Source organism: Nocardia higoensis, assembly GCF_015477835.1.
Lineage (GTDB): Bacteria > Actinomycetota > Actinomycetes > Mycobacteriales > Mycobacteriaceae > Nocardia > Nocardia higoensis_A.
In genome coordinates this window covers 77,705-92,186 of the sequence record NZ_JADLQN010000006.1, presented here as the reverse complement: position 1 = coordinate 92,186, position 14,482 = coordinate 77,705, and the positions used below count along the sequence as shown (strand labels likewise).

Annotated in this window: 12 protein-coding genes; 5 read left to right on the top strand and 7 right to left on the bottom strand. The window is 70.6% G+C overall.

The window, feature by feature from the left end; translation table 11 throughout:
* Positions 1-41: 41 nt before the first annotated feature.
* Positions 42-1,766, bottom strand: a complete 1,725-nt coding sequence (ilvD, locus tag IU449_RS24385; protein WP_324188418.1) for a dihydroxy-acid dehydratase — start codon at positions 1,764-1,766, stop codon at positions 42-44.
* Between the two features lie 110 nt (positions 1,767-1,876).
* On the opposite strand from ilvD, the gene IU449_RS29900 reads away from it, so the two are divergent.
* Positions 1,877-2,386 carry a helix-turn-helix domain-containing protein gene (locus IU449_RS29900; protein ID WP_195004489.1) on the top strand — a complete coding sequence of 170 codons (510 nt, stop codon included), beginning with the start codon at positions 1,877-1,879 and terminating at the stop codon, positions 2,384-2,386.
* Here IU449_RS29900 and IU449_RS24375 read toward each other — a convergent pair.
* Together IU449_RS24375 and IU449_RS24370 are read right to left on the bottom strand one after the other, a co-directional pair.
* Positions 2,370-2,963 carry a ClpP family protease gene (locus IU449_RS24375; protein WP_195004488.1) on the bottom strand — a complete coding sequence of 198 codons (594 nt, stop codon included), beginning with the start codon at positions 2,961-2,963 and terminating at the stop codon, positions 2,370-2,372. The two genes, IU449_RS29900 and IU449_RS24375, sit on opposite strands and share 17 nt — an antisense overlap.
* Entirely contained in the window at positions 2,960-3,565 is a 606-nt protein-coding gene (locus IU449_RS24370) for a ClpP family protease (RefSeq protein WP_195004487.1), read from the bottom strand. Before IU449_RS24370 ends, IU449_RS24375 begins: the two co-directional genes overlap by 4 nt.
* A 222-nt stretch (positions 3,566-3,787) precedes the next feature.
* Between IU449_RS24370 and IU449_RS24365 the strand changes: the two genes are divergently transcribed.
* Positions 3,788-5,422, top strand: coding sequence for an amidase (locus IU449_RS24365; RefSeq protein WP_228805686.1), 1,635 nt, complete (start codon positions 3,788-3,790; stop codon positions 5,420-5,422).
* Between the two features lie 31 nt (positions 5,423-5,453).
* On the opposite strand, the gene IU449_RS24360 is transcribed toward IU449_RS24365, so the two are convergent.
* Positions 5,454-5,972, bottom strand: coding sequence for a L,D-transpeptidase (locus tag IU449_RS24360; protein ID WP_195004485.1), 519 nt, complete (start codon positions 5,970-5,972; stop codon positions 5,454-5,456).
* 362 nt (positions 5,973-6,334) lie between these two features.
* On the opposite strand from IU449_RS24360, the gene IU449_RS29710 reads away from it, so the two are divergent.
* Positions 6,335-8,854, top strand: a complete 2,520-nt coding sequence (locus tag IU449_RS29710; RefSeq protein ID WP_195004484.1) for a helix-turn-helix transcriptional regulator — start codon at positions 6,335-6,337, stop codon at positions 8,852-8,854.
* 27 nt (positions 8,855-8,881) lie between these two features.
* Here the strand turns inward: IU449_RS29710 and IU449_RS24350 are convergent, their stop codons facing one another.
* A complete protein-coding gene (locus IU449_RS24350; RefSeq protein WP_195004483.1) occupies positions 8,882-9,193 on the bottom strand; it encodes a DUF2277 domain-containing protein in 312 nt (103 codons plus the stop codon).
* A gap of 177 nt (positions 9,194-9,370) precedes the next feature.
* Here IU449_RS24350 and IU449_RS24345 point away from each other — a divergent pair, with 177 nt between their 5' ends.
* Both IU449_RS24345 and IU449_RS24340 read left to right on the top strand, forming a co-directional pair.
* Entirely contained in the window at positions 9,371-10,264 is an 894-nt protein-coding gene (locus IU449_RS24345; RefSeq protein WP_195004482.1) for an STAS domain-containing protein, read from the top strand.
* Between the two features lie 212 nt (positions 10,265-10,476).
* Positions 10,477-11,742 (top strand): diguanylate cyclase domain-containing protein, encoded by a 1,266-nt coding sequence (locus tag IU449_RS24340; RefSeq protein WP_195004481.1) that lies wholly within the window; start codon positions 10,477-10,479, stop codon positions 11,740-11,742.
* Between the two features lie 365 nt (positions 11,743-12,107).
* On the opposite strand, the gene IU449_RS24335 is transcribed toward IU449_RS24340, so the two are convergent.
* Both IU449_RS24335 and IU449_RS24330 read right to left on the bottom strand, forming a co-directional pair.
* Positions 12,108-13,808, bottom strand: coding sequence for an FAD-binding dehydrogenase (locus IU449_RS24335; protein WP_195004480.1), 1,701 nt, complete (start codon positions 13,806-13,808; stop codon positions 12,108-12,110).
* On the bottom strand, positions 13,805-14,422 hold the full coding sequence (locus tag IU449_RS24330; RefSeq protein WP_228805684.1) for a TetR/AcrR family transcriptional regulator: 618 nt from the start codon (positions 14,420-14,422) through the stop codon (positions 13,805-13,807). Before IU449_RS24330 ends, IU449_RS24335 begins: the two co-directional genes overlap by 4 nt.
* Positions 14,423-14,482: the final 60 nt, after the last annotated feature.

Sequence of the window (14,482 nt, the reverse complement as noted above, 5' to 3'; positions counted from 1 at the left end):
AGCTACTGCACCGGCCGTCGCGCGAGTGATCGACCTCGCGCTCAATCGCAGACCGCACCGCGCGATGCCGAGCCCACGAGTTTGACGTATTTCGCCAGTACACCGCGGGTGTAGCGAGGCGGCAGCGGGTGCCAGCCCTGCGCGCGGCCGGTGAGTTCGGCGGGATCGACGAGCAGGTCCAGGGTGCCCGCGGCCACGTCGAGACGGATGCTGTCGCCGTCGCGGACGAAGGCGATCGGACCGCCGTCGACGGCCTCGGGGGCGACGTGCCCGACACAGAGGCCGGTGGTGCCGCCGGAGAAGCGGCCGTCGGTCAGCAGCAGCACGTCCTTGCCCAGTGCCGCCCCCTTGATCGCGGCGGTGATGGCCAGCATCTCGCGCATCCCCGGCCCGCCCTTGGGCCCCTCGTAGCGGATGACCACCACGTCCCCGGCGGTGATGACGCCGTTCTCGAGCGCGTCCATCGCGGCGCGTTCGCCATCGAAGACCCGCGCGGTGCCGGTGAACACCTCGGAGTCGAAGCCCGCCGACTTGACCACCGCGCCGCCGGGGGCCAGCGAGCCGGACAGGATGGTGATGCCGCCGGTCGGGTGGATGGGCCTGCTGAGCACACGGACCACGGTGCCGTCCGGGTCGGGCGGGTCGATCTCGGCGAGATTCTCCGCGACCGTCGCGCCGGTGACGGTCAGGCAGTCCCCGTGCAGCAATCCCGCGTCGAGCAGGGTCTTCATCATCACCGGCACGCCGCCGATGCGGTCGATATCGGTCATCACGTGCGCGCCGAACGGCTTGACGTCGGCGAGATGCGGGACGCGGCGGCCCACCCGCGCGAAATCGGCCAGTGCGAGGTCCACCTCCGCCTCGTGCGCGATGGCCAGCAGGTGCAGCACCGCGTTGGTGGAGCCACCGAAGGCCATCACCACCGCGATCGCGTTCTCGAAGGCCTCTTTGGTGAGGATGTCGCGAGCGGTGATGCCGCGCCGGATCAGCTCGACCACGGCCAGGCCGCTGCGGCGGGCGTAACCGTCGCGGCGGCGATCGGTGGCCGGTGGCGCGGCACTGCCCGGCAGGGACATCCCGAGCGCCTCGGCCGCACTGGCCATGGTGTTGGCGGTGTACATACCGCCGCACGCCCCCTCGCCGGGGCAGATGGCGCGTTCGATGGCATCGACGTCGGCGCGGCTCATCAGCCCGCGCGCACAGGCGCCGACGGCCTCGAAGGCGTCGATGATGGTGACCTCACGCTCGCTGCCGTCGGAGAGTTTGGCGATGCCGGGCAGGATCGAACCCGCGTAGAGGAAGACCGAGGCCAGGTCCAGCCGGGCCGCGGCCATCAACATGCCGGGCAGCGATTTGTCGCAGCCTGCCAGCAGCACCGTGCCGTCCAGGCGCTCGGCCTGCACCACGGTCTCCACGCTGTCGGCGATCACCTCCCGCGAGACCAGCGAGAAGTGCATGCCCTCGTGGCCCATCGAGATGCCGTCGGAGACCGAGATGGTGCCGAACTGCATGGGGAACCCGCCCGCGGCGAACACGCCGTCCTTGCTGCCGCGGGCCAGCCGCTCCAGCGACAGATTGCACGGGGTGATCTCGTTCCACGAGGAGGCGACGCCGATCTGCGGCTTCTCCCAGTCGTCGTCGCCCATCCCGACCGCGCGCAACATGCCGCGCGCCGCGGTCTTCTCCAGACCGTCGGTGACATCGCGGCTGCGTGGTTTGAGGTCGGGCTCAGCGGTCAGGTGGGGTTCGTTCCGGTTCTCGGCCACTGCCCCATCATGCGCGCTCGTCCCGGCGCGGCACCGCGGCCACGCCGAAGTCATCCGCCCACAGCGGAATCGGCCGACCCCGGATCCCGGCGGCTCGTAGCCTGAGGACCATGACCGAGCATCCGAGACTGCACTCGATCCCCGGCGGGCGCGAGGACCGGCGGCCCGCTCCCGCCCCGGAGCCGCTGTGGCGGGAGGTGCTCGGCGAACGCCTGCGCGCCCTGCGCCTGGAACAGCGCGAGACACTGGTGGAGATCGCCCGGCGCGCAGGCATTTCACCGCAGTACCTCTCCGAGGTGGAACGCGGCCGCAAAGAACCCTCCAGCGAGATGATCGCGGCGGTCGCGGGCGCGCTCGGCATCACGCTGATCGGGCTCACCGTGCGGATCGCCGACGACCTGCGCGCCCACCGCCGACGCCCGGCCCCAGCCCGCCGCACCGGTGGCCCCGCGTCGTGCTGCGCGCGGCCGGAATTCGGTTTCCCCAGCACGTTGCCGAGCGAGGTGCGCACTCCCACGCCGCACACCCTCGCGGAGGCGCCGTTTCTCGCCCCGGCATCGGGACTCGCCCCCGCGAGCGGCCGTTTCGCGGGGGTCGCGGGCCTCAGCCGCGTGGGCTGAGCACGGTGTCGACCAGCCCGTAGTCCAGCGCCGCCCGCGCGGTGAAGACACGGTCGCGGTCGGTGTCCTCGCGCAGCCGTTCCACCGGCTGACCGGTGTGCCGGGACAGGATGTTCTCGATCTCCGAGCGCATCCGGACCAGCTCGTCGGCCTGCAGGATCAGATCGGGAATCGGGCCCTGTCCGCGGGCGGCGGGCTGGTGCAACACCACGCGCGCGTGTGGCAGGATGGCGCGGTGCCCGGGCGCGCCACCGGCGAGCAGCACCGCCCCCACTGCGATAGCCTGACCCACGCAAGTGGTGTGCACAGGGGCGCCGATGTGCTGGATCGTGTCGTAGACCGCCAGCATCGACGGCAGGTCGCCGCCCTCGCAGTTGATGTAGAACTCGATCTCGCGGTCCTGGTTCTCCGATTCCAGGTGCAGGAGCTGCGCGATCAACGCGTTGGCGACACCGGAGTCGATCGGCGTTCCCAGATAGATGATCCGTTCGGCGAGCAGATGCGAATAGATGTCGGTGATCCGCTCGCCACCGCGCGGATGCGCGGCGATGACATTGGGGATGGTGTAGGTGCTCATATCGCAAGCCCCGCTCGACGACGGAACGACACGATCTGATCGAAGTCGTCGACGATGTGGTCGACGAAACCGTATTCGGCGGCCTGCGGGGCGGTGAACCAGCGGTCGTGGAGGGAATCCTCGTAGATCCGCTCGTAGGGCTGCCCGGTGTCGGCGGCGATCAGGCCGAGCACCGTCTCGACAGTGTGGCGCAGGTCGCTGGCCTGCACCTCCACATCGACAGCGGTCCCGCCGATCCCCGCCGATCCCTGGTGCATGAGGATCCGCGCGTGTGGCAGGGCATACCGCCTGCCCGGCGTACCCGCCGAGAGCAGGAATTGTCCGGCGCTGCATGCCAGCCCGAGGGCGAGGGTGGACACCTCGCAGGGCACCAGCCGCATCACGTCACGGATGGCCAGCATGGCGGGCACCGAACCGCCGGGCGAATGGATCCACAGCGCGATGGGCGCGGTGTCGTTGTCGGCGGCCAGGGTGAGCAACTGGGTCGCCAGCAGTGTGCCGTTGTCGTCGTCGAGGGGACCGTCGAGGACCAGGATGCGGCGGCCGAGCAACTGCGCTCTGGCCCGCCAGTCGAACAGCGGAGTCTTGTCGTCGTGAGCCATGCACCCACCGTGCCCCGGCGACGTGCCGGGAGGTGCTCCACGCTGCCGAGGGCGGATCCGCTCACAGCGGCGAGCGGCCGCGCCGATGCGGGGAAGTACACCAAAAGCACTACTCTGCAATAGGTTTCAGCGTTTCGAGGATGTATCCTTTCCGGTTCTGCGCTCGTCCGGAGGCCGGAACACACTCGCCATCGGAGACCAGGGGGAAATGTGTCACCGTCGTTGTCGCGTCGTTCGTTCCTTCGCACAGTGAGCACGGGCGCCGCCGTCGGCGCCGCCACGCTGACCGGCGCCGCCTCGAGCTGGGCCGCACCGCGACGGTCGCCGGCACTACCCGATCCGGGCACAGTATCGGCGACCGACCCGGCGTTGTTGTCCGCGGTGGAGGCAGTCGGCTTGTTGCAGGCTCGCGCACTGCATCCCGGCGAATTGCTCGACGCCTGTTTGCGGCGCAGCGCCGCCTACGACGGCGCCGTCAATTCCTGGAGACACGTCTATCCCGAACTCGCGCGGGAGCACGCCGACGCCGCGGCAGCGCGGCTGGCCGCCGGGAACGCGCCGCTGTTGTGCGGGCTGCCGATCGGCGTGAAGGACCTGTACGCGGTGGCCGGGATGCCGCTCACCGCCTCCAGCCGCATCCTCGAGGGCAATGTCGCCTCGGGTGATTCGACGGTCTGGCGACGGTTGCGCGAGAACGGCGCGGTGCTGATCGGCCACGCCCGCCTCGACGAATTCGCGCTGTTGACCGCGACACCGCAGGTCGGCAACCCGTGGAATATCGACGACACGGTAGGCGGCTCCTCCGGCGGCAGCGCGGCCGTGCTCGCCGCCCGGTTCGCGCCGCTGGCACTGGGCACCGACACCGGAGGCTCGGCGAGGCTGCCCGCCTCGCGCTGCGGAATCAGCGCCGTCAAGCCGACTTTCGGGCGGTGCAGCAGGTACGGGGTGATCCCGGTGATGTGGACCAGGGACCATCCCGCGCCGATGGGCCGCAGCCTGGCGGACACGGCGCTGCTGTTGTCGTTCATGGCGGGCCCGGACCAGCACGACCCGGTGACCGCGGCCGCGCCGCCCGCCGAATCGCTCTATCCGATCCTGCCGCCTGCGGGCGGGAAGCCGCTGGCGGGCACAGTGTTCGGCGTCGTGTCCGTCGACCTGCCCGCCGAACTGGGACGACTTTTCGAGGAATTCCTGCGCGTGATCACCGAACTCGGTGGTGAACTGCGCGAGGTGCGGCTCCCGGAGGAGTCCGAGGCACTGGCCAACGGCGGCGCCGTGGAGCTGGGAACCTACCACCGGCAGTGGGCCGACCGGGTGGCCGAGTTGCGCCCCAGCAGTGTGCCAGTGGTCGGGATGGGCCTGGCCGCGCTGGCCGCACCCGACTCCGAGTATCTGGACTTCATCCGGGCGCGCACGGAATACCAGCACGCCTACAACCGGATGTTCGCCGAGCACGGGCTCACCGCGATCGTGGTGCCCGGCGCGGCCAACGACGGACTCGAACGCGCCGAGGCGGCCGCGATGTCGCTGCTGGACGCCGATCGGGTTCCGGTCGCCTGGGCCAATTACACAGGCGCACCGGCCGTCGCGCTGCCGGCGGGCCGATCGGCGGTCACGGGCATGCCTTTCGGCGTCCAGATCGGCGGACTGCCGTGGGCGGAAGCCGAACTCATCTCCCTCGGCCTCGCACTGGAGTCGGCCGCGCCGCACTGGCGAGAGGTGCCGCCGCTGCGGCCGAGCCCACGGATGCTGCCGACGGTCGCGCCGCAGGCGCCCGGACCCGGCCCCGACCCCACCAATACCGACACCGCCAATCCCGGCTACGAGTTCGTCCCGACCACCGCGACGGCGATCTGAGCACCGCCGTCGCGGCGCCTCGCGCCGGGCGCTACACGACCACTTCCACCCGGTCACCGGGCGACAGGTAGCCGAAGAACGCCCGGGCGCCCTCCGGGGTCATGCGGACGCAGCCGTGCGACTGCTTGTCGACAGGTCCGATGTGGAACGCGATGTCCCCGTTGAAGAAGATCGCGTACTCCATCGGCGCGTTGTGCATAGTGCTCCAGTGGAACGGCTTCTTGAACGCCACCGAGAAGACCCCGGGTGGCGTCTCGTAGCCCGGCATGCCGTGCGAGATCGGGGTGGGGCCGTACACGGTGCGACCGCCGTCCATCAGCCATGCCTCGTTGGTTGTCAGCCGCAGGCACGCGCGGGCCAGCTCCGAACACGGGGCGGGCGGCGGCTGGACGATGGCGGGCACACCGGGCAGGTCGGGGCCGCCGGGCCACAACGGCTCGGCGCGGGAGACACCCCCGCCGGCGATCCCGGTGGCCATGGCGGCCGTGGCGGCGAGGCCCGCCACGGCGGCGAGACGACCCGTCCAGTGGGACGAACGCACAGAACTCATCACGCACCTGACCTCTCTGCCCGATCGGACCTTCGACCCGCCGGGCTGCTGGGTTCACGCGAGGCTGGGATTCACGCGGAGGCGTCTTTCGATCATGACTTTCGATCATGACGGGACTCGGACGCGCCGATGAGGACCGGTATGGAACCGTTGCCGAATCATTGCTGTAGCCCTTGCGGGCCGGAGACCGTAGCGGTGAAATTTGAATAACAAGACTCGACGGTCCGAACTTCGCGGGCATCGCTCCGGTAAATTCTGCTCTCTGAGCGTGGTAGTGGTGAATCGCGTTGTACGCCTCGTTGCAGAACAGTCGGCATGGCACGAAAGCTTTGGCACGAGAGCACCGGAAAAGGCAGGGCGCCGTGAGCACTTCGCACCACCCCGGTCCGGCCGGACATTCGAGGGGGCCGACGCCCTCGTTCACACCGATCGCCAGACCTTTGCTGTTCGACAGCATCGATGCCGCCGTCGCCGCGGGCAACGGCGGCGTACTCCTGATCAGCGCGCCGGCGGGCACGGGCAAAACCACGCTGGTCGCCGATTGGGCCGCCCACCGCCCCGATCTCGCCGTCCGCTGGGCCGACGCCGCCGAACTGCCCGCCGCGCCGCCGGACATGCCCTCCGGCGGGGTTCTGGTCCTCGATGACGCACACCTGTCGACCGACCCCGAGGCGAGCGCCGAGTTCGAACGCTTCCTGCTCGACGCGCCGCCCGATACGACGGTGATCGTCTGCGCCCGCCACGATCCGCCGATCCGCTGGCACCTGCTCGAACTACGGGCCCGCCTGCACCGCCTCGGGGCGGCCGAACTCGCTTTCACCGCGGGGGAATCCGCCCGGCTCTGCGGCGAGCACGGGGTACGTCTCGATGATGCGGGCCTGGCCACGGTGACCGGGCTGACCAGGGGCTGGACAGCGCTGGTGCGCATTCTCGCCGTCCACCTGTCCGCGTATCCGGAAGAACTCGACGCGCCCGCGCTGCTCGACCGTCCACCGCACCCGATCGCCGGATATCTGGCCGCCGAACTGCTCGACGACCTCGCCCCCGCGCTGCGCGAGTTCCTCACCGTCACCGGTGTGCCCGCCGCGTTCACCGAGAAGCTCGCCGACGAACTCGCCGGTGGCGGCGCCGGACACCACCTGGACGAACTGGACCGGATCGGATTCCCGCTGAACCGCACCGCACGTGGCACCGACGTGTGGATCCAGCACCATCCGATGCTGCGCGCCCTCTTTCGCGCCGAGGCCGACCGGCTCGGCTCCGCGCGCATCACCGCACTGCACGCCCAGGCCGCGCACTGGTTGCACGGCGCCGGGCATCTGCCTGAGGCACTCCCCCATCTGAGCGCGGCGGGCGACCGGCGCGAGCTGGTGGATTTCGTCGTCACCGCGGGCCTGACGATGGTGCTCGACGGCGACGGCCGCGCGCTGTTCGACGAGCTCACCCGCGCGGCCGTCGACCTGATGGACGACCCGTACCTGTGGGCCCTGCGGGTGCTCGACGCCCTCGTGCACGGCGACCTGGCCGACGCGGGAGCCTATCTGGATCTGGCCGTCGAGCGCGGCGCGCGGCGCGCGTCGTTCGCCCCGGCGGCGTGGACGCAGGCACTGATCGGTGCGCTGGCCGTCGATGTGGCCGCCTGCACCGGCGCCCCGCCCGTCGCATTCACTCCGGCGGCCGCCCCGACCGGCAATCCGGACATCGACTGCTACACCGACATCCAGGCGGCGACCGCGGCCGTGCTCGCCGGCCGGATCGCCGAGGGCGAGGAGCTGCTGCATCGTGGCTCCGCGCTGGCAGAGCACGCCTGTCATCCCCGGCTGGCCCTGCGCACCGCGGCCCGGCTGGCCCTGGCCGCCGCCGCGGCCGAATCGACGACCACCATGCGCCGCAGGGCGGCACGGGCACTGGCGGTGGCCGCCGACCACGACCTGCTCGCCTCCTTCGACGCCGCCCAGGTCATGACCATCTCCGCAGCCGCGGCCTACCTGCGTGGGGAGGCGCCGGAACCCTCGTACCTGAGCGCCGCGCTGGCCTGGCACCGCGATCGCGACGGCGCGCACAGCCCGCTGGTCGGCGGACACGGTCACCTGCTCGGCCAGCTGGCTCGTCTCGGTACGCCGCCCGCACACGGTGTGAGCGCGGCGAGCGGGTCGGCGCCGGGTGCGGCGGTGGACACGCTGCATCGCGACATGCTCGCCCTGCTCGATCGCGACACCCACCCGGCCGACACCGCGGCTCTGGTCCCGCACGTGGTGTGGGCGCTGCTGCGGATGCGTGAGCCGCGCACCGCCCGCCTGCTCACCGACAAGGCCAGGTCACGCCTGGGTGAGCTGCCCGATGTGACGCTGGCGCGGGCGGCCTGCGCGCTCGCCGAGGACAAGCCCCGCCAGGCGCTGGATGGGATCGAACCTCTGCTGGGCGCACCGGACGTGCTGCGGCCGAGCAGCCGGGTGACCAGCCGGCTGGTATGCGCGGTGGCCCATTTCGCGCTGGGCAGGCCGAGGGCGGGGGCGGAAACCCTGGAACGGGCGGTGCACGAGGCCGCCGACGACGAGATCGTGCGGCCCTTCCTCGATGTGCCCGGCGCGATCGCGTTGCTCGACGCCTATTCCGGGCGGTTCGGGCGCGCCGAGGCTTTCGTCGCCAGGATCAGGGCGAACCCGGCCGCCCACCGCGACATCTTCCGGCCCGCGCTGACCGATACCGAACTGGTGGTGCTCAAGCAGCTGCCGACCGGGCGCACCGTCGGGCAGATCGCCGCCGACCTCGGCGTGTCGATCAATACCGTCAAGACGCATCTACGCGGTATCTACGGCAAGCTCGGCGCCAATTCCCGGGTCGGCGCTCTGGACACCGCCCGCCGCAGCGGTCTGCTCTGACACCGCCCCGCTCGGACGCGCGCCGGTTCAGGCGTGTTCGTGGGTGTGCTCGATGCCTGCCGCATGGGCGGCCTCGTGAGCGGCGATGCGGGCGCGGACTTCCGGGCGGCGCAACGGTGGCACGGTCTTGGGCGGTGCCTTGCGTTCCGGCAGGCGCTCGAGCAGGCGGGCGGTCGCCGCGGCGATCTCGGCCACGGCGTCGTCGACGGCCGACCGGCTGGTCGCCGACACCGCGCTCAGGCCGCCGACCTTGCGCACGTACTGCAGCGCGGCGGCCTGGATCTCCTCCGGTGTGGCCGGCGGTTCGAGCCCGCGCAGAGCGGTGATGTTTCGGCACATACCCCGAGGCTAACCGCTGCCGCCACCGCCCGGAATACGACCTGGACGGTTGCCGAATCATTGTGCCGCACACTGCGGAAAACCCGTCCGAGCGACGCGGACAGCGGTATACGATGCCGCTCACGACGGCCCGTGCGGCCGACCCGGCGTCCGGCATGCGATGCGGCGTCTCGATCGATGGAGTACCCGTTGTCCGAACTGTTCAGCTCCACCCGGGCGGACCCGGGCGCGAACGGGGCGGGTGAACGCCTGCTCTCGGAACTGGTCGAGCACCTCCGGCAGAACCGCACCACCCTGCGCGCGCAGTGGGCCCGGCGCATCACCGAGGCCCGGCTGCTGACGGCCATGACTCCCGAGGAGATCTTCACCGAGGTCACCTCCGTCTACGACAACTACATGACCGTGCTGGAGACCGGTTCGGTCGGCGCGCTCGGCAACTACGCGCGCGATCTGTCCGAACGCATCATCGTGCGCGGCGTGCAGACCGAGGAGATCCTCGGCATCGTGCTGCTGCTGCGCGACGTGCTGGCCCGCTCGCTGTTCGAGAAGTACCAGTCCGATTTCGACCTGCTCGAGCGCGTTCTGAACGTCTACGAGCCCGCCGCCAACCGGGTAGCGGGCATGGTGGCCATCTCGTTCGTGCAGGAGCGCGAGCGGATCATCCGCCAGCAGCAGGAAGCCATCCGGGAGCTGTCCACCCCGGTCCTGCAGGTTCGCGAACAGCTGCTCATCCTGCCCATCATCGGCGTACTCGACAGCCAGCGCGCCCGCCAGCTCACCGAGCAACTCCTGCGCGCCATCCGCGCCAACCGCGCCAAGGTCGTCGTCATCGACATCACCGGCGTGCCCACCATCGACTCCACCGTCGCCAACCACCTCGTCCAGACCGTCGACGCCTCCGGACTCATGGGCGCGAGCGTCATCATCACCGGCCTGTCCTCCGAGATCGCCCTCACCCTGGTCACCATCGGTCTGGACCTGTCGAAGATGAACGCCGTCGGCGACCTCCAGGGCGGCATCGAAGAAGCCGAGCGCCTGCTCGGCTACGAGGTCGGCCGCGCGACGGGGTGACCGGGCCGGGCGGGGTGATTGCCGTCGGCACGGGCGTTCGCTATTGTCGATCTTCGATACCACTCAGTCTTTTTTGACTGCTCGACTGCTCGCTTCTCCGGTATCGGCATCTCGTACTCGGAAACCTCGGCGCAGGGTGGGTTGTTCGCCGAGCCGATGTCGCGATGCCTGCTCCACCGTGCTATTCGCGTCGTACGACGAACAGGATTCGCATGGCCCGAGACATCACCGTCGCCGACACCGCGACACCCGGCGGCACCGCCGTGGCGCAACTCGCGCAGCGCTACTGCGCGCTCGTCGAACACTCCCCCGACGCCATCTGCGTGCTCGAGGAAGGTTCGATCGCGTACCTGAACCCGGCGGGCATGCGGCTGTTCGCCGCCGGTTCCGACGTGCTGGGGCGGCCGCTGTCGGACTTCCTGTCCCCCGCCGAGCCCGCCCCCGCGGTCCGGCCGAACCGCCGGACACCCGCCACCCTGGTCCGCCCCGACGGCGCGCGGATCCCGGTGGAGACGGCCACGGTGCTCACGGTGTGGCAGGGCCGCGACGCTTACCAGGTGGTGCTGCACGACCTCAGCGCCCAGCACGCGGCCGAGGCGGCCCGGCGGCGGATGGAACAGCACTTCGCCGCGGTGGTCTCCCAGCTCGAGGAGGGCGTCGTGGTGATGACCAGGGACGGGTGCATCGAGTCGATCAATCCGGCCGCGCTGCGCCTGCTGGGATGTGAGGGCGCGGACCTGGTCGGCCGCAGTTATCAGGCGCTGTCATTGCGCATGGTCGACGCCGACGGCGCGCCGCTGCCGCCCGCCGCCCATCCGATGGTGCGCACCGTCCACACCGGGGAGCCGACGACCGGTTTCGTCTTCGGCATCGAAGGCCACCACCGGGGCAGGCGCTGGCTGGCGGGCAACTGCCGCCCGCTCGATCCCGCCGATCCGTATTCGGCGGTGGTGGCCTCGTTCACCGACATCACCGACAACCGCGACCGCCACCGCAAACTGCGTTACCAGGCCACCCACGACGACCTCACCGGCCTGAAGAACCGCGCCACCATTCTCGCCCGCCTCGAACACGCATTGGCCGACCCCGCGCACGAGGAGATCTCCGCGGTGCTGTTCGTCGACCTGGATCGATTCAAGTCCGTCAACGACCGCCTCGGACACCTGACCGGCGACGAGGTGCTGCGGATCATCGCCCGCCGCCTGCGTCGCGCGGTGGCCGACGGCGATCTCATCGGCCGGCTCGGCGGCGACGAATTCCTGATCCTGCTGCGCGGTCCGGGCCGCGATCCCGCCGCGGTCACCGAGCGCCTGCACGCGGTCGTCGCCGAACCGATCCGGCTGCCGCGCCACCGGCTGGAGCTGAGAGTCTCGATCGGGACGACCCGGCTCTGTCCCGCCGACCCGCGCTCGCTCACCGAGGTGCTGCACGACGCCGACATCGCCATGTACCGGCAGAAGGCCGCCGCGAGCGCCTGATGAGGTGCCGGCGGACGTGCGATTGTCCGCGATGTCCGCGCGTGGGCAACGGCGCGCCACACCGCCCCAGCGTACGATCGGCAATCGGGTCGGCCCTCCCTGAAGCCGATCACCGTGCGGCTCGAACCCCCTGCGAGTCGCGCATCTCCGAGTCGATGCCGCCGGGCTCCCCCTCCCGGCGGCATCCTCGTTTGCACTGAGCTTCCCAGGTTTTCGCGACCATCGCGACAGCGGCCGGATCATCCGCGCAGCGCGCGTCACCCCGATACGGCCGCGGGCACCGAACAGATGCCCGGCCAGACCCCGCCCCACTGCGGACATCTCGGCAACCTCGTGGCTGCCCGGGCTCCGGCCCGAAATCGGGCTCAGGACAACGACTTCGCCAGTGCCCGCCCGGCCGAGCGGCCCGAGAAGATGCAGCCGCCGAGGAAGGTGCCCTCCAGCGCGTTGTAACCGTGCAGGCCACCGCCGCCGAACCCGGCGACCTCACCCGCGGCGTACAGGCCGGGCAGCGGCGTACCGTCGGGGCGCACGACCTGCGAGTCCAAGGTGGTCTGCAGGCCGCCGAGGGTCTTGCGGGTGAGAATGTTCAAGCGCACCGCGATCAGCGGGCCCGCCTTCGGATCGAGGATGCGGTGCGGCTTGGCGACCCGCCCCGCCTTGTCGGCGAAGGACTGGCGCGCATTGGTGATCGCCATCAGCTGAGCGTCCTTGCCGAACTTGTTGTCCAGTTCGCGATCACGCGCCACGATCTGCCGCTCCAGATCCGCGAGATCCAGCTGCGGGCCCCGCGTGATCTTGTTCATCCCCTCGACCAGTTCGGCCAGCGTGTCGGCCACCACGAAGTCCACGCCGTGCTTCTTGAAGGCCTCCACCGGGCCCGGCGCGCCCTTGGCCACCCGACTGGCGAGAGTGAGCTTGATGTCCTTGCCGGTGATGTCGGGATTCTGCTCCGAACCCGAGAGCGCGAACTCCTTCTCGATGATCGACTGGGTGAGCACGAACCACGAGTAGTCGTAGCCCGTGGCCAGGATCGCCTTCATCGTCGCGTTGGTGTCGAAGCCGGGGAAACACGGTGCGGGCAACCGCTTCCCGTTCGCGTCGAACCACAGCGACGAGGGTCCGGGGATGATGCGGATCGCGTGGTCGGGCCAGATCGGATCCCAGTTGTGGATGCCCTCGGTGTAGTGCCACATGCGGTCGCGATTGACGATCGCCCCGCCCGCGGCCTCCGAGATCGCGAGCATCCGCCCGTCCACATGCGCGGGCACCCCGGAGATCATGGTCCGCGGGCACGGTCCCAGCCGCTCGACGGGCCAGTTCTGCCTGATCAGCTCGTGATTGTGGCCGATGCCACCGGAGGTGACCACGACGGCCTTCGCACGGAACTCGAACTCCCCCACCACCGTTCGCGAGGAGGCCTTGCCACGCTCGAGATCGGTGTCCTCCAGGACGCTGCCGCGCACACCGACCACCGCGTCGTTCTCGACGATCAGCTCGTCCACGCGGTGGCGGAAGCTGAACCGAACCAGTCCGCGTTTCTCCGCGGCGAGGACCGGTTCGGCGAACACGCGCACCACCTCCGGGCCGGTGCCCCAGGTGAGGTGGAAACGCGGCACGGAGTTGCCGTGGCCGTCGGCGGCGGCTCCGCCGCGTTCGGCCCAGCCGACCAACGGGGTCACCCGCAGGCCGAGCTGTCGCAGGTAGTCCCGCTTCTCGGTGGCGGCGAAGCGCACATAGGCCTGCGCCCAGCGACGCGCCCAGTGATCCTCGTCGTCGCGGTCGAAACCCGCCGAACCCTGCCAGTCCTGCCAGGCCAGTTCGTAGGAGTCCTTGATGCCGAGCCTGCGCTGCTCGGGGGTGTCGACCATGAACAGCCCGCCCAGCGACCAGAACGCCTGACCACCCAGGTTGTTGCGGTTCTCCTGGTCGATCAGGTGCACCCGCTTACCGGCCAGCGCCAGTTCGTGGGCCGCGACCAGACCGGCCAGGCCCGCGCCGACCACGATCACCTGGTCGTCGCGATCGGTGCTCTCGCGCGCGAATTCGCTATTGCTCATCGTCATCCTTCGATTGGCGTGCTGTAGGCCAGCACGACGTGGCAGAACAGGTCGGCACGCCGACCGAGGACCGTCCGGTTGCCCGGCTCCATCAGCACCTGGGTGGCCGTGCCGTCGTGCACGGCGATCAGCGCCTGGCCGAGCGCGGCCGGATCGGCGACGGTGCGCCCCGCCCGGCGCAGCGCGGCCACGACGGTCGGCGTCAGGGCGGCCACGATGGCTTCCTCCCGCTCGGCCATCACCCGGCGCAGATCGGGAGTGCGCAGCGCGTGCGCGGTGAACTCGGCGGTGATCCGGAACCAGGCTTCCTCCAGCGGCACCACCTCCAGCAGGCGGGCGACGGCCGCGCGTACCTCCGCGTTACCGGTGACACCGGAGGTGGGTACATCATCGTGCCCCGGCGCATCGGGACCTTCCGAGGTGAGGGCCCCGAGCGCGGCGCGCAGGTTGTCCAGCATGGCGCCCGAGCGCTGCTCCCACATGGCCAGGAACAACTCGTCGAGGGAGGTGAAGTTCGAATAGAACGCGCCGCGGGTGAACCCGGCCCGATCGCATACCCGCTCCACGGTCGCGCGTCCGAACCCTTCTTCGGCGAAGACCTCGTAGGCCGCGGCGAGCAGCCGGTCGCGGGTGCGTACGCGTCGCCGGCTCGGCGGCTTGGCCCCGGCGGCCGTGCCGGT